General features: G+C 76.0%; 13 protein-coding genes. 8 read left to right on the top strand and 5 right to left on the bottom strand.

Annotated elements, in window-relative coordinates; translation table 11 throughout:
• Window position 1: 1 nt before the first annotated feature.
• The 3 genes from ACZ60W_RS32315 to ACZ60W_RS32305 are packed head-to-tail and all read left to right on the top strand — an operon-like array spanning window position 2 to window position 4185.
• On the top strand, window positions 2–1414 hold the full coding sequence (locus ACZ60W_RS32315; RefSeq protein ID WP_469758955.1) for a PP2C family serine/threonine-protein phosphatase: 1413 nt from the start codon (window positions 2–4) through the stop codon (window positions 1412–1414).
• Between the two features lie 54 nt (window positions 1415–1468).
• The gene (locus ACZ60W_RS32310) at window positions 1469–2809 is read left to right on the top strand and encodes a vWA domain-containing protein (protein ID WP_469758954.1); all 1341 of its coding nucleotides are present in this window, start codon (window positions 1469–1471) and stop codon (window positions 2807–2809) included.
• Between the two features lie 41 nt (window positions 2810–2850).
• On the top strand, window positions 2851–4185 hold the full coding sequence (locus tag ACZ60W_RS32305) for an FHA domain-containing protein (RefSeq protein ID WP_469758953.1): 1335 nt from the start codon (window positions 2851–2853) through the stop codon (window positions 4183–4185).
• 51 nt (window positions 4186–4236) lie between these two features.
• Here ACZ60W_RS32305 and ACZ60W_RS32300 read toward each other — a convergent pair whose 3' ends face one another.
• The gene (locus ACZ60W_RS32300) at window positions 4237–5193 is read right to left on the bottom strand and encodes a methyltransferase domain-containing protein (protein ID WP_469758952.1); all 957 of its coding nucleotides are present in this window, start codon (window positions 5191–5193) and stop codon (window positions 4237–4239) included.
• A gap of 96 nt (window positions 5194–5289) precedes the next feature.
• Between ACZ60W_RS32300 and ACZ60W_RS32295 the strand changes: the two genes are divergently transcribed.
• From ACZ60W_RS32295 to ACZ60W_RS32275, 5 genes are all read left to right on the top strand, one after another.
• Window positions 5290–5694, top strand: coding sequence for a globin (locus tag ACZ60W_RS32295; RefSeq protein WP_469758951.1), 405 nt, complete (start codon window positions 5290–5292; stop codon window positions 5692–5694).
• A 232-nt stretch (window positions 5695–5926) separates the two neighbouring features.
• Window positions 5927–9292 carry an ABC transporter permease gene (locus ACZ60W_RS32290; protein WP_469758950.1) on the top strand — a complete coding sequence of 1122 codons (3366 nt, stop codon included), beginning with the start codon at window positions 5927–5929 and terminating at the stop codon, window positions 9290–9292.
• A 92-nt stretch (window positions 9293–9384) separates the two neighbouring features.
• On the top strand, window positions 9385–12189 hold the full coding sequence (locus ACZ60W_RS32285) for an FtsX-like permease family protein (RefSeq protein ID WP_469758969.1): 2805 nt from the start codon (window positions 9385–9387) through the stop codon (window positions 12187–12189).
• Window positions 12186–13157 (top strand): ABC transporter ATP-binding protein, encoded by a 972-nt coding sequence (locus ACZ60W_RS32280; protein WP_469758949.1) that lies wholly within the window; start codon window positions 12186–12188, stop codon window positions 13155–13157. The genes ACZ60W_RS32285 and ACZ60W_RS32280 overlap by 4 nt, the downstream gene beginning before the upstream one ends.
• 98 nt (window positions 13158–13255) lie before the next feature.
• Entirely contained in the window at window positions 13256–13846 is a 591-nt protein-coding gene (locus tag ACZ60W_RS32275) for a hypothetical protein (protein ID WP_469758948.1), read from the top strand.
• Between the two features lie 54 nt (window positions 13847–13900).
• Here the strand turns inward: ACZ60W_RS32275 and ACZ60W_RS32270 are convergent, their stop codons facing one another.
• From ACZ60W_RS32270 to ettA, 4 genes are read right to left on the bottom strand one after another with little or no spacing between them, the layout of a single operon-like run.
• Window positions 13901–14284, bottom strand: a complete 384-nt coding sequence (locus ACZ60W_RS32270) for a GNAT family N-acetyltransferase (protein ID WP_469758947.1) — start codon at window positions 14282–14284, stop codon at window positions 13901–13903.
• Window positions 14281–14967 carry a DUF8010 domain-containing protein gene (locus ACZ60W_RS32265; protein WP_469758946.1) on the bottom strand — a complete coding sequence of 229 codons (687 nt, stop codon included), beginning with the start codon at window positions 14965–14967 and terminating at the stop codon, window positions 14281–14283. Before ACZ60W_RS32265 ends, ACZ60W_RS32270 begins: the two co-directional genes overlap by 4 nt.
• The gene (locus tag ACZ60W_RS32260; RefSeq protein ID WP_469758945.1) at window positions 14964–15386 is read right to left on the bottom strand and encodes an acyl-CoA thioesterase; all 423 of its coding nucleotides are present in this window, start codon (window positions 15384–15386) and stop codon (window positions 14964–14966) included. The genes ACZ60W_RS32265 and ACZ60W_RS32260 overlap by 4 nt, the downstream gene beginning before the upstream one ends.
• A gap of 2 nt (window positions 15387–15388) precedes the next feature.
• A complete protein-coding gene (gene ettA, locus ACZ60W_RS32255) occupies window positions 15389–17053 on the bottom strand; it encodes an energy-dependent translational throttle protein EttA (protein WP_402461254.1) in 1665 nt (554 codons plus the stop codon).
• Between the last annotated feature and the right edge of the window lie 336 nt (window positions 17054–17389).

The following is a 17389-nucleotide window of genomic DNA, read 5'->3' as shown; positions in this document are numbered from 1 at the left end:
GATGTCCCAGAAGCCGAAGCCGTCACACGGATGCGCCGACTGCCCGGGCTGCGGGGAGCCGCTGGAGTCGGGTGACCGGTTCTGCGGGGCGTGCGGCCACGACCTGTCGGCCGTGCCCGCCGAGACCGGGCCCGACCGCCCGACCATCGCGATCGGCACCCCCGTCGCCTGGCCGGACGCGCCGCCCCGCGACCCCGGTTCGCTCTCGACCGCGACCCAGCACCCCGGTGACCTGCCCGGCACCGACTCCGGCGGCCGCGACCTGCCCACGATGGAGGTCCGTACGGACGGCCCGGTGCCGCCGCCCGCCGCGCCGCCCGCCCCCTCGGTGCCGCCGCCGCCCGCCGCGCCCCCGGCAGCCGCGCCCGCCGGCGGATCCGGCGGTGACTTCGAGCTGGCCGCCCCCGATCCCCGTACGGCCGTCCGGGCCGAACCGGCTCCCGTGCCGGCTCCCGCACCGGCCGCCCCGGGCACGGAACCCGCCGCCGCGGCGGGGGCCGCGCTCTGCGTGGCCTGCCGGGCCGGACGGGTGGACACCGACGGCTACTGCGAGAACTGCGGGCACGCGCAGCCGCGCGAGCGCGACCACATGGAGCGGGAGGCCGGCCCCGTCGCCGCCGTCAGCGACCGGGGGCTGCGCCACCACCGCAACGAGGACGCCTTCGCGGTCTCGGCGGCGACCCTTCCCGACGGCTCCCCCGCCGCCGTCGCGATCGTCTGCGACGGGGTCTCCTCGGCGACCCGGCCCGACGAGGCGTCGGCCGCCGCGGCGGCCGCGGCCGAGGCGTCGCTGTGTGCCGCGCTGCCCCGCGGCACCCACCCGCAGCAGGCCATGCACGAGGCGATCGTGGCCGCCGCCGAGGCCGTCAACTCCCTGGCCGCCGAGCCGGACGAGGCGGACCACGACCCGCACCGCCACCGGAACGCCCCGGCGTGCACCATCGTCGGCTCCGTCGTCGCCGACGGCCTGCTCGTCGTGGGCTGGGTCGGCGACAGCCGCGCCTACTGGGTGCCGGACGACCGCGGCACCCAGTCCGTGCGGCTGACCGAGGACGACTCGTGGGCCGCCCAGATGGTCGCGGCGGGCCTGATGAACGAGGCCGAAGCGTACGCGGACGAGCGCGCCCACGCCATCACCGGCTGGCTCGGTGCCGACTCCTACGAACTGGAGCCGCACACCGCCTCGTTCAAGCCGGACCACTCCGGCGTGGTGGTGGTCTGCACGGACGGACTGTGGAACTACGCGGAGGGACCCGAGGACATGGCCCGCGTCGTCCCCGCGGACGCGGCGGCCCGCCCGCTGCACGGCGCGCAGGTGCTCGTCGGCCACGCCCTCGACGGCGGCGGCCACGACAACATCACGGTCGCGCTCGTCCCGTTCACCGTCATTCCGCAAGGGGCGGGCCCCGCCTGAGCGGGCGCCGATCCCCTTCCCCGACACCTGTTGTTGCCCGAGGAGCCCGAACAGATGGCGAACTTCTCCAAGTCGACCGTGCCGCAGTTCTCGGTGGACGTCTACCAGAACGAGTTCCTGCCGGAGGGAGGCCGGGACGTCAGCGCGATCGTCACGGTCACCTCGACCGGCGGAGGCACGAACGGCGTGGCGGGGTCCGGCGGCTTCGGGCTGCCCGGCGGCGGCTCCGCCGGGGTCGTGCTCATGGTCGACTGCTCCGGGTCCATGGACTACCCGGCCACTAAGATGCGCGGCGCGCGCGAGGCGACCGCCGCCGCGATCGACACCCTGCGCGACGGCACGTCCTTCGCCGTCGTCGCCGGGACGCACCTGGCGAAGGAGGTCTACCCGGGGAACGGCGGCCTCGCCGTCGCCGACGCCCGGACCCGCGCCGACGCCAAGGAGGCGCTGCGCCGCCTCTCCGCCGGCGGCGGCACGGCGATCGGCACCTGGCTGCGGCTCGCGGACCGGCTCCTCTCCTCCGCCGACCTGTCCATCCGGCACGGCGTCCTGCTCACCGACGGCCGCAACGAGCACGAGACCCCGCAGGAGCTGCGGGCCGCGCTCGACTCCTGCGCGGGCCGGTTCACCTGCGACGCGCGCGGGGTCGGCACCGACTGGGAGGTCAAGGAGGTGACCGGGATCGCGTCCGCCCTGCTCGGCACCGCCGACATCGTCGCCGACCCGGCCGGTCTCGCCGCCGACTTCACGTCGATGATGGAGACCGCGATGGGCAAGGGCGTGGCGGACGTCGCGCTGCGCCTGTGGACTCCGGTCGGGGTGGAGATCCGTTTCGTGAAGCAGGTGGCGCCGACCGTGGAGGACCTCACCGGGCGGCGGACCGAGGCGGGTCCGCGCGCCGGCGACTACCCGACGGGCTCGTGGGGCGACGAGTCCCGCGACTACCACGTGAGCGTGCGGGTGCCGCAGGCGGTGGTCGGGCAGGAGATGCTCGCCGCCCGTGTCTCGCTGATCGCGCCGGACCCTGCGGGCGGCGATCCGCGCCCGCTGTCCCAAGGGCTGGTACGGGCGGTGTGGACGGACGACCTCGCGATGTCGACGTCGATCAACCCGCAGGTCGCGCACTACACGGGCCAGGCGGAGCTCGCGGACGTCATCCAGCAGGGTCTGGATGCCCGCAAATCGGGCGATCACGACGGCGCGACGGCCAAGCTGGGCCGCGCCGTGCAGCTCGCGGCGGCCTCCGGCAACGCGGATACGGCGAAATTGCTTTCGAAGGTGGTCGACGTGGTCGACGCGGCGACCGGTACTGTGCGTTTGAAGGCGAAGGTCGCGGAAGCGGACGAGATGACACTCGAGACCCGCTCCACCAAGACCGTTCGCGTGAAGAGGTAGCCCGGCCACCGGGCCGGACGACGAGAGGGGGAAGCACCGACATGCCGACCTGCCCGAACGGACACCAGTCGGTCTCCGACGACTGGTGCGAGGTCTGCGGACACCGCATGGCCGGGGCGGGCGCGCCTGCGGGTGCCGTACCGCCGCCTCCCCCGCCGCCGCCCCCCGCATACGGATATCCCGGCCCCGCCGGTCCCGGCCAGGCCCCGCCGGGCCCGCCGCCCGGCGACTTCGGCGCCCCCGGCGACTTCGGCCCGCCCGGCGGCTACGGCGCCCCCGCGGCCCCCGGCGGTTTCGGCCCGGGCGGCGACCCGAACGCGACGGCCCAGGCCGAGCTCTGCCCGCAGTGCCGCACGCCGCGTGAGCACATGGCGCCGTTCTGCGAGGAGTGCCGCTGGAACTTCCTCACGAACACGGCCACCTCGTACACGCCGCTGGCCCCGCAGAACCCGCCGGCGCAGCAGCCCGGGCCGCCGCCCGGCCTGAACCTGCCGCCCGGCTTCCAGTCCTCGCCGCCGCCTCCGCCGCCGCAGCCGGACCCGTTCGGCTACCAGGGCTCGCGGCCCTCGCAGGTGAACCGGCCGGCCGAGCCGCTGGGCGCCGAGCCCACGCACCACCAGGCCCCGCCGCAGCGGCCGCCGCACCAGCAGCCGCCCGCGCCGCAGCCGGGCGGGCACCAGCCGCCGGCCCCGCCCGCGTACCTCCAGGCGCCGGCGCAGGCTCCGGCCGCCCCGGCGCCGCCGCAGCCGCGGGCCGACGACGACTGGGTCCTGTCCCCGCCGGCGCAGCCCCAGGCCCCGCAGCCGCCCGCACCGCAGCACCAGGCACCGCCGCAGCAGCACCAGGCACCGCCGCCGCACCAGGCTCCTCCTCAGCACCAGGGGCCCCAGCAGCACCAGGGGCCTCCACCGCACCAGGCGCCCCCGCAGCATCAGGGCCCGCCGCAGCAGTTCCAGCCGCCGCGGCAGCCGCAGCGGTGGACGGCGGTCATCGGGCCGGACCGCGAGTACTTCATGGCGATGATGCACCGCAGCGGGCCGGAGGCCTCGGGGCTCAACCTGCCCGCGTACTCCCCGGACAAGCACCTGCCGCTCCAGGGCAACCAGGTCTCCATCGGCCGTCGCCGGCACTCCACCGGCGAGTCCCCCGACGTCGACCTGTCGGTGTCGCCGGAGGACCCGGGCGTCTCGCACCAGCACGCCGTGCTCGTGCAGCAACCGGACGGGTCGTGGGCGGTGGTGGACCAGAACTCCACCAACGGCACGACGATCAACGGCGGCGAGGAGCCGATCCAGCCCTACGTCCCCGTCCAGCTCCAGGACGGCGACCGGGTGCACGTCGGCGCCTGGACCACGATCACCCTCCGTCTCGGCTGACGGAGCACGTCGCACGGAGCACGTCAGGCGGGGCAGGTCGCACGGAGCACGTCAGGCGGCCGCCGGCAGGGGCCAGGCGTACGGCCCTCCGGGGTCGTCCAGCCAGGCCCACTGCCGGTCGCCGCTGACCGTCACCCCGAAGCGCTCCCGCTCCGGCCGCCGCTCGCGCAGCCAGAGCGAGAGCGCTTCGCGCCGGTCCAGGACCTCGCCCGCCAGCCCCCACAGGAAGCGGAAGCCCTCGTCACCGCCCGGTCCGTGGCGCGGGGCGCGGGCGGCGACGCCCCGCAGCGCCACGAAGTACGCCGAGGTCGCCAGGAAGCGGCCCTCCGCGTGGGTCCGGTCGTCCACCCGCAGCAGGACGAGCCCGGTGGAGAGCGGGGCGAGCACCAGGGCGCCGGGCCTGCTCTGCGCGAGCCAGGGGTACGGCACCGAGGGCACGGCGCAGGTCGCCACGATCCGGTCGTAGGGGGCGTGCGCCGGGCAGCCGCGGGCGCCGTCGGCGGCGACGACCGCCGGCCGGTAGCCGGCGGCGGCGAGGTGGGTCCGGGCCGTCTCGGCGATCTCCTCCTCCAGGTCGACGGTGGTGACGTGCGCGTCGCCGAGCCGGTGGCAGAGGAGGGCGGCGTGGTAGCCGGTGCCGGCGCCGACCTCCAGGACGTCGTCGCCGTCGCGCACGTCCAGGGCCCGGAGCATCAGCGCCATCAGGGACGGCTGGCTGGCGGAGGAGACCAGCTCCCCGTCGCGGACCCGGGTGGCGATCGCCGTGTCCTCGTAGGCCCCGCGGAGCCAGCGGTCCCGGCGCCCGGGGTCGGGGTCGCCGGCCCAGAGCCGCTCGTAGCCGCCGGTGCCGGCGACGTAGTAGTACGGGACGAAGCGGTGGCGGGGCACGTGGGCGAAGGCCGCGTGCCAGGCGGGGTCGGCCAGCTCGCCCGCCGCCTCCACCTCGCGCACGAGCGCCCTCCGCGCCCGCGCGGCGGCCTCGGCGAACTCGTCCCGCGGCTCACCCATGCCTCCACTCTCCCGCCGCCCGGCGGGCCCGGCGACCGCTCCCGGGGCGGTCCTGGGCCTCCGGTCCTAGGACGGGTCATCTGAGACGATGGAACGGTGAACGAGATTCCCGGGGAAACAGTGCAGGAGCAGACCTTCTACGAGCAGGTCGGCGGCGAGGAGACCTTCCGCCGCCTGGTCCACCGCTTCTACGAGGGCGTCGCCGCGGACCCGCTGCTGCGCCCGATGTACCCCGAGGAGGACCTCGGCCCGGCCGAGGAGCGGCTCACCCTCTTCCTGATCCAGTACTGGGGCGGCCCGCGCACCTACAGCGACCACCGGGGCCACCCCCGGCTGCGCATGCGCCACGCCCCGTTCACCGTCGACCGCGCGGCGCACGACGCGTGGCTGCGCCACATGCGCGACGCCGTGGACACGCTCGGCCTCTCCCCCGCACACGAGGAGGAGCTCTGGCGGTACCTCGCCTACGCCGCCGCCTCGATGGTGAACACGGCCGGCTGACGGCCCCTCACGCCGCTCCCGTAACCCCAGGCTGACCGGCTCGGACCGCCGACCGAGCATGGAACAACAGATTCCGGAGACTGGACCCCGAATAACGGTCACAATCGCATCAAGGTCGGTCTGCAAGCGGTTTCCAGCAGCACGTGCACTCTGAAAGCATCCGGAGAAGGTTTCGGAAGCGTCCGGCGAGTGTTCGACGTGCGCACCGTGTTCAGGGCGGCCAGGGGGACGGGTGACGGGGTTCGTATTTCTGCGTGTCAGGGCGCACCGGCTGCTGCTGTCCGCCGCCCTGCTCGCCGTCCTCCTGACCACCTCGGTGCTCGCCACCCTGGCCGCCTTCTCCGGCGCCATCGGCGACGCGGCGCTCCAGGCCGGCCTCCGCGGCCGGTCGGCGGCGGCCGCCTCGCTGCTCGTCACCGGCCAGGTGACCGAGGCGAAGCGGGCGAGCGCCGACGCCGCCGTCACCGACGGGATGCGGCGGACCTTCGACGGCCTGCCGGTGACCGTCCGGCGCCTGGAGCGCTCCGGGCCGTACGCCCTCCCCCGCGGCCTGCAGTCCCCCGAGGCCCGCAAGGGCGACCCCGACCTGACGCACTTCGCCGCGCTCGACCGCTCCCGGCTCACCCTCGTCAAGGGCGCCTGGCCCGCGCCGGCCCGGACGGCCGGAGTGATCGAGTCGGCGCTGCCCGAGGAGGCGGCCCGGCGGCTGCGGGTCGCCCCCGGGACCGTCCTCGACCTCGGCGACCGGCTCGACGACGGCCGCCGGGTGAAGACCCGGATCACCGGCGTCTACCGGCCCGTCGACACCGCCGACCTGTACTGGCAGCTGGACAAGGCCGGCGGGCGCGGCGTGCGGACCGTCGCGTTCACGACGTACGGCCCGCTGCTCGTCGACCCGGCCGTCCTCGGCGCCGGGGCGCTGAGCGCCGGCGACACCTCCTGGCTCGGCACCGCCGACTTCGGCGCCCTCACCACCGACCGGATCGACGCCCTGCGCGCCGCCTCGACCGCAGGGCCGGAGGCACTGGCCGCGAACACCACCGCGTTCGGCACCACCATCACCGCGACCACCTCCCTCCCGACCGTCCTCCAGCAGACGCAGCGCGCCCTGCTGGTCTCCCGCTCCACCCTGCTGATCGTCGCCGTCCAGCTGGTGCTGCTCGCCGCGTACGCGCTGCTGCTGGTCGCCCGGCTGCTCAGCACCGAGCGCTCCGGCGAGACGGCGCTGCTGCGGGCCCGCGGCGGCTCGCGGCGCCGGATCGCCGGGCTCGCCGCCATCGAGGCGCTCCTCCTCGCCCTCCCCGCGGCGATCGCCGCGCCACTGCTGTCCGGCCCCCTCACCCGGCTCTTCGCCGAACGCTCCGCCCTCTCCTCCCTGGGCGTCGACCTCGACACCACCCCCTCGCTCCCGGTCTGGCTGGTCGCCGCCGCGGTGGCCCTGCTCTGCGCGGCCGCCGTCGTCGCGCCCGCCCTCGCCGCCGGCGACGACGCCGCCGTCTCGCTGCGCAAGGCCCGGTCGTCCTCGCTGCCCGGCCCGGTGCGCGCCGGAGCCGACATCGCCCTCCTCGCCATCGCCGGCGTGGCCTACTGGCAGCTCCAGCGGCCCGCCGCCGCGGGCGGCACCCTCGGCGCCGACGAGGCCGGCGGCGGCTCCATCGACCCCGTGCTCGTCGCCGCGCCCGCCCTCGCGCTGCTCGCCGGAACCGTCCTGACGCTGCGCCTGCTGCCGCCCGCCGCGAAGCTCGCCGAGCGGCGCGCCGCGGGCGGCCGCGGGCTGACCGCCGCGCTCGCCGGCTGGCAGTTCAGCCGCCGGCCGCTGCGCGGCGCCGGCCCCGTCCTCCTCCTCGTCCTCGCCGTGGCGATGGGCATGCTCGCCATCGGGCAGAGCGGCTCGTGGGAACGCTCGCAGCGCGACCAGGCCGACTTCCGCACCGGCGCCGACATCCGCGTCCTGGGCACCGGGCCCGGCGAGCCGACGGAGACCGAACGGCTGGGCGCCGTCCCCGGCGTCACCGCCGTCGCCCCGGTGTACCGGGCCACCATGGACGCGGCCGGGAAGACCGCGACCGTCCTGGCCGTGGACACCCGCAACGCCGGCGGCCTGCGGCTGCGCCCCGACCTCGCCGGCGGCCCGGCCCCCTCGCTGCTCGCCCCACTCGCCCCCAAGGCCGTCGCCCGGCCCGGTCTCGCGCTGCCCGCCGGCACCCGGACGCTCGCCGTCGACCTGCGGACCGGCGCGCCGGCCGGCACCCCCGCGACCCGTGTCACCGCCGTCTTCGAGGACCCGAGCGGCATCCCGTTCCGCCAGCTCCTGGGCACGCTGCCGTCCGACTCCCGCCCCCACCGGCTGACCGCCGACCTCGGCACGCTCACCGCGGGACCCGGCACCGACGGCAGCCGCGGCTCCGGCGGCCTGCTGACCCTCACCGGCCTGGAGGTCGCCGGCCAGATCGCCGACGGCGCCCGGCACACGCAGACCCTCACCGTCGAGCGCTTCACCGCCGTCCGCGCCGACGGCACCGAGCGGGTCCACGCCCCCGCCGGGGTCCTCGCCTCCTGGACCTCCGCGTTCGAGCAGACCGAGTACGGCGACCCCGCAGGCGCCGGACCCGCGAGCGGCACCGCGGGCACCGCGGGACCCGGCGGCCGGCCGGCCCCGTACTCCCTCTCCTTCGTCGTGGCCGGCGCCGACGTCGCGTCCGGCGCCTGGGAGACCGAGCAGTTCACGCTGCGGGCCGACGCCCCGGGCCCCAAGCCGCCGACGTACCTGCCCGCCGTGGCCACCGAGGCGTTCATGACGGCGACCGGTGCCAAGGCCGGCGACCGGATCGAGGTCGCCCTCGACGGCCGGCGCGTCGTCGTCGCCGTCACCCGGGTCGTCGCGGAGCTCCCGACCACCGGACCCGGCGCCCGGGCGGCCTCCGCCACCGCCCCCGTCGCCACCCCCGAGGACGGCGGCGCGATCCTCGTCGACCTGGCCTCGGTGAACCGCTTCCTGTCCGGCGGATCCGACCGCACCGCGACCGTGCCGGCCACCGAGTGGTGGCTCACCGTCGCCCCCGGCCGCGCGGACGACGTCGCCGCGGCCCTGCGCGCCCGCCCCAACGCCGACCCCGCCCAGGTCCTCGTCCGGGACGAAACCGCCGCCGACCTCCTCGGCGACCCGCTCGGCGCCGGTCCCAACGCCGCCCTCATGGCCGTGGCGGCGGCGGCCGCCGCGCTCGCCGCCGTCGGCTTCGCGGTCGGCTCGGCGGGCGCGCTGCGGGAACGCTCCGCCGAGTTCGGCGTCCTCCAGGCCCTCGGCACCCCGCGCCGCCGGCTCGCCCGGCTCATCGCCGCCGAACAGGGCGTCCTCATCGGCATCGGGCTGCTCGTCGGCATCGGGCTCGGCACCGTCCTCGCCCGCGCGGTCGTCCCGCTCGTCGTCCTCACCGGCCAGGCCGCCCGCCCCGTCCCCGCCGTCCTCGTCGAACTGCCCCTCGGCCAGGTCGCCCTGCTCCTCGCCGGGGTCGCCACCCTCCCGCTGGCCATCGTCGCCGCGATCGCGCTGCGCCGCACCGACCCGGTCGTGACCCTGCGCCACCAGGGGGACCACTGATGTCCACCGCGGACCGCGGGCACCCCGCGTCCTCCCCCGGCACGGACCCCGCCGGCACCGACACCCCCGCCGCACGCAGGAAGGCACCCGACATGTCCCCGTCCCGGTCCGACAAGCCCGCCCGCGCGGTGGCGCCCTGGGTGCGGACCCGGCTGCGGACCGCGCCCTGGGCCGCCGCCTCGCTCGCCCTCCTCGTCCTCGTCACCGCGTACCTCGCGGCGGCGCTGCCGCGGGCCGTCGACGCGTACGAGACGGAGGGGCTGCGCCACGACATCCGGGCCGCCGCGCCCCGCAGCAGCGTCCTCGAACTGACCGCCGAGGCGCCCGGTCTGGGGCCGAGCCTGCCCCAGCGCGAGGCGGGCCTGGCCCCCTCGGTGCTCCAGCGGCAGCGCGAGCAGGTCGGCGGCCTGCTGCCCGACCCCCTGCGCACCGACCCGCGCCAGACCGTGCACGGCGTCCGCACCGTCAAGCGGGTGGAGGGCATCGACCCCTGGCTGCCGCGGCCCGACGGGATCTCCCCCGAGTTCGTCCTCTCCTCGCCGTCCGAGCTGGCCGGGCACACGACGCTCCGGCAGGGCCGGCTCCCCGCGGGCACCGCCCGCCGCCCCGAGGCCGTCGTCACCGCCGCGACCGCCGCCGCCCTGCGTCTGGGGCCCGGCTCCGTGGTCCACGTCCCCGGCCGGGTCAGCGCCGAACCGATCGCCGTGACCGTCACCGGCGTCGTCGCGCCGCGCGGCCCCGCCACCGCGTACTGGGCCGTGGAACCGCTGCTGCGCACCCCCGCGCTGGCCCCGATCGTCGGCGACGAGGTGAAGTACTACTGGCAGGGCGCCCTGCTCCTGTCGCCCGAGTCGGCGCCCGCGATCCTCTCCACCACCGGCGAGCCGGAGGTCTTCTTCCGGTTCGTGCCCACCTCCGACCACCTCTCCGGACGGGACGTCGACCGGCTCACGGCCGCCCTCGACTCCGCCTCCGGCGGACCCGACCTGGTGAAGATGCGCCGGGTCGTCGGCCCCACCGGCGCCCTCACCACCGACCTCGACGCCCTCGTCGACTCCTACCGCTCGATGCGCGACGCGATCGACCCCGTCGTGGCCGTCGCCGTGTTCGGCGTCGGCGCCGTCGCGGCCGTCGTCCTCGCCATGACCGGCGGCCTCTTCGTCGCCCGCCGGGACAGCGAGCTGGCCCTGATCCGCTCCCGCGGCGCCTCCCTCACCGGCATCGGGCTGCGGCTGCTCGGCGAGACCTCGGCGGTCGCCCTGCCGGCCGCGGCGCTCGCGCTCGCCCTCGCGGTGGCCACCGTGCGCGGCCCGGCCGGCGACGCGACCGGCGGCGTCCCGCTCGCGCCGTCCCTGCTGGCCGCCGCGGCCGTCGCCCTCGTCGCGGTGCTCGTCCTGCCCCTGCGGGCGGTCGTCGTCCACCGCACCCCGCGGCTGCACGGCGGCCGCGACGACCTGCTCACCGCCCGCCCCTCCCGGCGCCGCACCGTCCTCGAACTCACCGCCCTCGTCCTGGCCGTGGGCGCCGTCGCCTCGCTGCGGCTGCGCGGCACCGCCGACGCCGGCGACCACCTGGTGAGCGCCGCCCCCGTGCTCGTCGGCCTGATCGCCGCCATGCTGCTCGTACGGATCTACCCGCTGCCGCTGCGCTGGGCGGCCCGCCCGGCCCGCCGGCTGCGCGGGGCGGTCGGACCCCTGGCCCTGGCCCGCGCCGGCCGCTCCTCCTCGACGGGCACGCTCCCGCTGCTCGCCCTGGTCCTCGCGCTCACCACGGCGGCCTTCGGCGGCTCCGTCCTTTCCGGCGTCGCCGCCGCCCGCGACCGGGCCGCGCTCCTGACCACCGGCGCGGACGCCCGGATCGGCGGCTCCGTGGAGTGGACCCCGCTCCCCGCCGGACTCACGGAGACCGTCCGCGGCACGGGGGGCGTCCGGGACCTCGCCCCGGTGCAGGTCGAGTACGGGGTGTCGCTGCCGTCCTCCCAGGGCACCACCGCCCTGCCGATGAGCGCCCCGCTCGTCGGCGTCGAACCCGCCTCGTACGCGCGGCTCGCGGACCGGACCGGCTTCGGCGCGTTCCCGGCCCCGCTCCTGGCCTCCACCGGGCGGGGCGGCCCCGGCGCCGTCGCGGACACCGAGCGGGTCCTGCCGGCCATCGCCTCCCCGGCGGTCGCCGAACGGCTCGGCTCCGCGCCGCTGGAGATCGTGTCCGCCGCCGGTGTGTTCCGGGTCAAGGTGGTCGCCGTCCGCACGACCACCCCGGCCCTCTCCGACGCCGACTTCCTCCTCGTCAACGCCGCCGACCTCACCCACCCGGCGCCCACCGCGCTCCTCGTCACCGGGACGCCCGACGGCGCCGCGCTGCGGGCCGCCGTGAAGGGCTCGGGCGGCGCCCTCGCGGTGACCCTGCGCGCCGAACAGCGGGCCGCCTACGTGGACTCCCCGCTCCAGTCGGGCGCCGAGGGCATCTACCTCGGCGCGATCGGCGCGGGCGCCGGCTACGCGATGGTGGCGGTGCTGCTCTCCCTCATGCAGAGCGCGCCGGAACGGACCAGGCTCCTCGCCCGGCTCCGGACCATGGGCCTGACCCGCGGTCAGGGCCGGCGACTGCTCGGTCTGGAGGCCCTGCCGCAGGCGCTCCTCGCGGCCGTCGGCGGCACCCTCGTGGGCTGGGCGACGGTCCCGCTGCTCGCCCCGGGCATCGACCTCTTCCGGCTGGCGCTCGCGGTGGCACCGGGCTTCGCCCCGCTGGACAGCGCCCCGCTGCGGGCGGACCCGTGGTCCCTGCTCCTGCCCGCGCTGGGCGTCGTCCTCCTCACGGGGCTGGCGGCGGCGGGGCAGGCGTGGTGGGCGGGACGCAGGGGCTCGATCAAGGAACTCAGGGCAGGAGACGCACGATGACGCAGACCGGGACGACCCTCTCGACCGCCGCTTCGGACACCACCCTGGAGGAACTGGAGCGGCGGGCCACCGCCCGGCGCGACCGCCCCTCGTACGGGCACGACGCCCTCATCGCCTGCGACCGGCTCGTCCGGATCTTCACCACCGACGGCGTGGAGGTGCAGGCGCTCCAGGGACTCGACCTCCTCGTGAAGGAGGGCGAGCTGATGGCCCTCGTCGGCGCCTCCGGCTCCGGCAAGTCGACCCTGATGAACATCCTGGCCGGCCTGGACGTGCCGACCGCCGGCGCGGCCCGGGTCGCGGGCAGCGACCTGCTCGCGATGGACGGCAAGGCGCGGCTGCGCTACCGCCGCGAGGTCGTCGGCTTCGTCTGGCAGCAGACCGCCCGCAACCTCCTGCCCTATCTGACGGCCGCCCAGAACGTGGCCCTGCCGATGCAGTTGCGCGGCCGGTCGAAGAAGAAGGCCGAGCGGGCCGAGGAGCTCCTGTCCATGCTGGGCATCGCCGAGGCCCGGGACCGGCGCCCGCACCAGCTGTCCGGCGGCCAGCAGCAGCGGGTGGCGATCGCGGTCGCCCTCGCCAACAACCCGGCCGTGCTCCTCGCCGACGAGCCGACCGGCGAACTGGACTCCGCCACCGGCGAGCAGGTCTTCGCGGCCTTCCGCCGCGCCAACGAGGAGCTGGGCACCACCATCGTCATCGTGACCCACGACCAGGCCGTCGCCTCCGAGGTCCGCCGCACCGTCGCCATCCGCGACGGCCGCACCTCCTCCGAGGTCCTGCGCCGCACCGAGGTCGACGAGCTGGGCCAGGAGTCCCTGGTCGCCCGGGAGTACGCGATGCTCGACCGCGCCGGCCGCCTCCAGCTGCCCGCCGAGTACACCACCGCCCTCGGCATGGAGCACCGCGTCGCCCTCGAACTGGAGCAGGACCACATCGGGGTGTGGCCGGACGACGCCGGGCACTGAGCCGTACGCGGTTCCGCGCGGCCCGGTGCAACCGGGCCCCCCGCCCCGGGCGTCCCCGCCCACGGAACCGGCCGCCGACGTCGTCCAGGGGGTGCCCGATGCGCAAGGCCGTGCCGTACGCCGGGGCGCTGCTCGTGCCCGCCGTCGCCGGAGTGCTGCTGTGGCGGTGGGCCGCCTGGAGCCTGCGCGGCCCGTACGGACTGCCGACCGCCCTCGCGGTCGGCGGCGGCCTCGCGCTGGCCGCCGTCGCGCTCCTGGCGCACGACGCGCTCTACCGCGAGGGCGGGAGCATCGCCGCGGCCGTCCTGATCCTGGCGGGCCTGACGGCGGTCTGGGTGGAGGCGCGGGACGACGCCGTCCGCGGCGCGGTCGCCGACTGCGTCGTCGTCGGGAAGGTCAGGGTGACCCACCACCCCACCTTCGGCGAGGGAGCGCCGGCCGCCAAGACCCTCTTCCACCACACGCTGAGCTGCTCGGGCGGCTACCCCACCGCGTTCTCCGCCGAGGAGCGGATCGCCGAGCCGGGCGGCGCGGTCCGCATCGCCTACGACCCCGCCCGCCGCATGGACCCCGTGCTCGAACGGCAGAACAAGGCCCACGGCTCCCCGGTCGTCCCCGCCTCGCTGCTCACGCTCTCGGCCGTGCTCTCGGTGGCCGCGATCGCCCGCGAGGGCCGCGGGGAGCGGTGAGGGGCACGTCCCGGAGGTCCGTCCCGGCGGGCCGGGGCGGGACGCCGGGGCGGCTCAGGCCGTCAGGTCGATGAGCCCGGCGGCGGTGGGCCGGAAGCCGCAGCGCTCGTGGAACGCGGCGAGACCGGGCTCGTGGTCCACGTGCAGCCAGTGCGCGCCGTGCGCGCGGGCCGCCGCGGCCGCGGCCCGGACGAGGGCGACGCCCAGTCCCCGGCGGCGTTCGTCCGGGTGGACGGTGGTGTCGAGGAGGAAGGCGTGCACACCGCCGTCGCCGACGACGTTCACGTACCCGACGAGCCGCCCGTCCCGGCGGGCGGTGACGCGGAGCAGGCTGCGGGCGAGGACGGGGCCGAAGTCGGTGTCCCGGTGCCCGGGCCAGGCGGCCCGGAACAGGGCGTTGAGCTCGTCCCCGGTGAGGGGGCCGTCGACCTCGATCATCCGGCGGACGCGGCCGGCGTGACGCTCAGGGAGATCAGCGAGCCCGGGGAGGTGCGCAGGGCGATCGAGCCGTAGGGGGTGCGCAGCCGGAGCCACGGACCCGACGCGAGGAGCGCCACGGGCGTCCCCGCGGCGGCGGGCGGCAGGAAGCCCAGCGACTGGGCGGCGTGCACGGCCCGCAGCGGCAGGCCGGTGGCGCCGAGGGTCCGGGACCAGATGTCCCGGCCGATCCGGTCGCGCTCGGCCGTGGTGCGCCGCTCCTCGGGCAGCTCCGCGTCCCGTGCCCGGAACTCGGCGACGGCCGCGGCGACCGCGCCCCGCATCTCCGCGCCGCCGGGCAGTCCTTCGACGGGCCGCCAGCCGGTGCGCGGCGGCAGGACGCCCGTCCAGGGCGGTCCGGTCACCGTGTCCGGGACGACCGCCTTGCCGGACGACTCCTCGATGCCTTCGAGGAGTTCGCCGGCCGAGACGGTGACGTCGAGGTCCACGGCGTCGACGAGGAGCGCCGTGCGGATCGCGAGGACCTCGAAGGACGGCGGCCGTCCGAAGACGGCCAGCGCTCCGCCGCCCGCCTGGAGGCGGACGGCGGCGGCCCGGTCGTACCGGACCAGCCGGGTCAGGAAGGCGGCGAGGGCCGCCGCCTCCCTGGCGTCGGCGAAGTGCAGCGGGGCGAGGACGGTCATGCGGCGGCGGTCATCCCGTCGTCCACGTACTCCTGCAGGAAGCTGCGCTCCTCGGCGGTGATCCGCCGCGGGCGCTGCGCCTCCAGGTCGAAGGGGACGACGACCGTGGCCGCCCGGACGTAGGTGACGTCCGGGTCCTTGATCTCGTACGCGATCGTCAGCGACGCCGCGCCTATCTTCGTCACCCACGACTCGATGGTCACCGGCTCGTGCCGGTGGACCAGCGGCCGCACGTAGTCGATCTCGTGCCGGGCCACGACGGACCCGCCGGAGAACGAGGGGGAACCGTCCCCCGGCGCCAGCCGGAACATGAAGTCGATCCGCGCCTCTTCCAGGTACCGCAGGAAGACGACGTTGTTGACGTGCCCGAAGGCATCCATGTCCGACCAGCGCAGGGGACAGCTGTAGATGTGACGCACGCTCAGCCTCGGGTCAGCTTCTTGTACGTGGCGCGGTGCGGGCGGGCCGCGTCCGCACCGAGGCGCTCGATCTTGTTCTTCTCGTAGGACTCGAAGTTGCCCTCGAACCAGAACCACTTCGACTCGCCCTCGTACGCGAGGATGTGGGTGGCCACCCGGTCCAGGAACCAGCGGTCGTGGGAGATGACCACGGCCGCGCCCGGGAACTCCAGCAGGGCGTTCTCCAGCGAGGACAGGGTCTCGACGTCGAGGTCGTTGGTCGGCTCGTCGAGGAGCAGCAGGTTGCCGCCCTGCTTGAGGGTGAGCGCGAGGTTCAGGCGGTTGCGCTCACCGCCGGAGAGCACGCCGGCCGGCTTCTGCTGGTCCGGGCCCTTGAAGCCGAACGCGGAGACGTAGGCGCGGGAGGGCATCTCGACGTGGCCGACGTTGATGTAGTCGAGCTCGTCGGAGACGACGGCCCACAGCGTCTTCTTCGGGTCGATGTTGGCGCGGCTCTGGTCGACGTACGAGATCTTGACGGTCTCGCCGACCTTGACCGAGCCGGAGTCCGGGGTCTCCAGACCCTGGAGCATCTTGAAGAGCGTGGTCTTGCCGGCGCCGTTCGGGCCGATGACGCCGACGATGCCGTTGCGCGGCAGCGTGAAGGACAGGTCGTCGATGAGGACCTTGTCGCCGAACGCCTTGGAGAGGTTCTCGACCTCGACGACGATCGAGCCCAGACGCGGGCCCGGCGGGATCTGGATCTCCTCGAAGTCCAGCTTCCGCATCTTGTCGGCCTCGGCCGCCATCTCCTCGTAGCGGGCGAGACGGGCCTTGGACTTGGCCTGGCGCCCCTTGGCGTTCGACCGCACCCACTCCAGCTCTTCCTTGAGCCGCTTCGCGCGCTTGGCGTCCTTCTGGCCCTCGACCTTGAGGCGCTCGGACTTCTTCGTCAGGTAGGTCGAGTAGTTGCCCTCGTAGGGGTGGGCGCGACCGCGGTCGAGCTCCAGGATCCACTCGGCGACGTTGTCGAGGAAGTACCGGTCGTGGGTGATGGCCACGACGGTGCCCTTGTACTGGGCCAGGTGCTGCTCCAGCCAGTTCACCGACTCGGCGTCGAGGTGGTTGGTGGGCTCGTCGAGGAGCAGCAGGTCGGGGGCCTCCAGGAGGAGCGCGCAGAGCGCGACACGGCGCTTCTCGCCACCGGAGAGGTTGTTGACCGGCCAGTCGCCGGGCGGGCAGCCCAGGGCGTCCATGGCCTGCTCCAGCTGGGTGTCGAGGTCCCAGGCGTTGGCGTGGTCCAGGTCCTCCTGGAGCTTGCCCATCTCGTCCATGAGGGCGTCCGAGTAGTCGGTCGCCATGAGCTCCGCGACCTCGTTGAAGCGCTTCAGCTTCCCCATGATCTCGGCGGCGCCCATCTGGACGTTCTCCAGGACGGTCTTCGTCTCGTCGAGCTTCGGCTCCTGCATCAGGATGCCGACGGAGAACCCGGGCGACAGGAACGCGTCGCCGTTCGACGGCTGCTCCAGGCCCGCCATGATCTTCAGAACGGTGGACTTACCGGCACCGTTCGGGCCGACCACACCGATCTTCGCGCCCGGCAGGAAGCTCAGCGTCACGTCATCGAGGATGACCTTGTCGCCGTGCGCCTTGCGCGCCTTGCGCATCGTGTAGATGTACTCAGCCAAGAGAAACCGTCCGGCAAAGAGTGAGTGGGCAGATACACCCCATCTTGCCTGACCGCCAGCCCCGGGCGGAAACCGGTGGGGCGGGGGCGGGGGCGCGGTGGGGGTCGGGCGGGGGCGCGTACCGGGCGGTAGGGGTGGGAACGGGGCCCGGACGTGCGACGACCCCGGGCGCGGATGCGGTCCGGGGTCGGGCGGGGGTCACGGGGTGGGGTGCGTGTGACGCGGATCACCCTGTGGGGCGGGGCGGGGGGGGGGGGGGGGGGGGGGGGGGGGGGGGGGGGGGGGGGGGGGGGGGGGGGGGGGGGGGGGGGGGGGGGGGGGGGGGGGGGGGGGGGG

It is taken from the genome of Streptomyces sp. NPDC104202, assembly GCF_055584185.1.
This window is presented reverse-complemented; position numbering and strand designations above follow the sequence as displayed.

What these genes read in the sequence shown, in the direction of transcription:
- ACZ60W_RS32315 (WP_469758955.1), top strand. Translation starts at nt 2, where the DNA reads ATGTCCCAGAAGCCGAAGCCGTCACACGGATGCGCCGACTGCCCGGGC.
- ACZ60W_RS32310 (WP_469758954.1), top strand. Translation starts at nt 1,469, where the DNA reads ATGGCGAACTTCTCCAAGTCGACCGTGCCGCAGTTCTCGGTGGACGTC.
- ACZ60W_RS32305 (WP_469758953.1), top strand. Translation starts at nt 2,851, where the DNA reads ATGCCGACCTGCCCGAACGGACACCAGTCGGTCTCCGACGACTGGTGC.
- ACZ60W_RS32300 (WP_469758952.1), bottom strand. Translation starts at nt 5,193, where the DNA reads ATGGGTGAGCCGCGGGACGAGTTCGCCGAGGCCGCCGCGCGGGCGCGG.
- ACZ60W_RS32285 (WP_469758969.1), top strand. Translation starts at nt 9,385, where the DNA reads ATGTCCCCGTCCCGGTCCGACAAGCCCGCCCGCGCGGTGGCGCCCTGG.
- ACZ60W_RS32280 (WP_469758949.1), top strand. Translation starts at nt 12,186, where the DNA reads ATGACGCAGACCGGGACGACCCTCTCGACCGCCGCTTCGGACACCACC.
- ACZ60W_RS32275 (WP_469758948.1), top strand. Translation starts at nt 13,256, where the DNA reads ATGCGCAAGGCCGTGCCGTACGCCGGGGCGCTGCTCGTGCCCGCCGTC.
- ACZ60W_RS32270 (WP_469758947.1), bottom strand. Translation starts at nt 14,284, where the DNA reads ATGATCGAGGTCGACGGCCCCCTCACCGGGGACGAGCTCAACGCCCTG.
- ACZ60W_RS32265 (WP_469758946.1), bottom strand. Translation starts at nt 14,967, where the DNA reads ATGACCGTCCTCGCCCCGCTGCACTTCGCCGACGCCAGGGAGGCGGCG.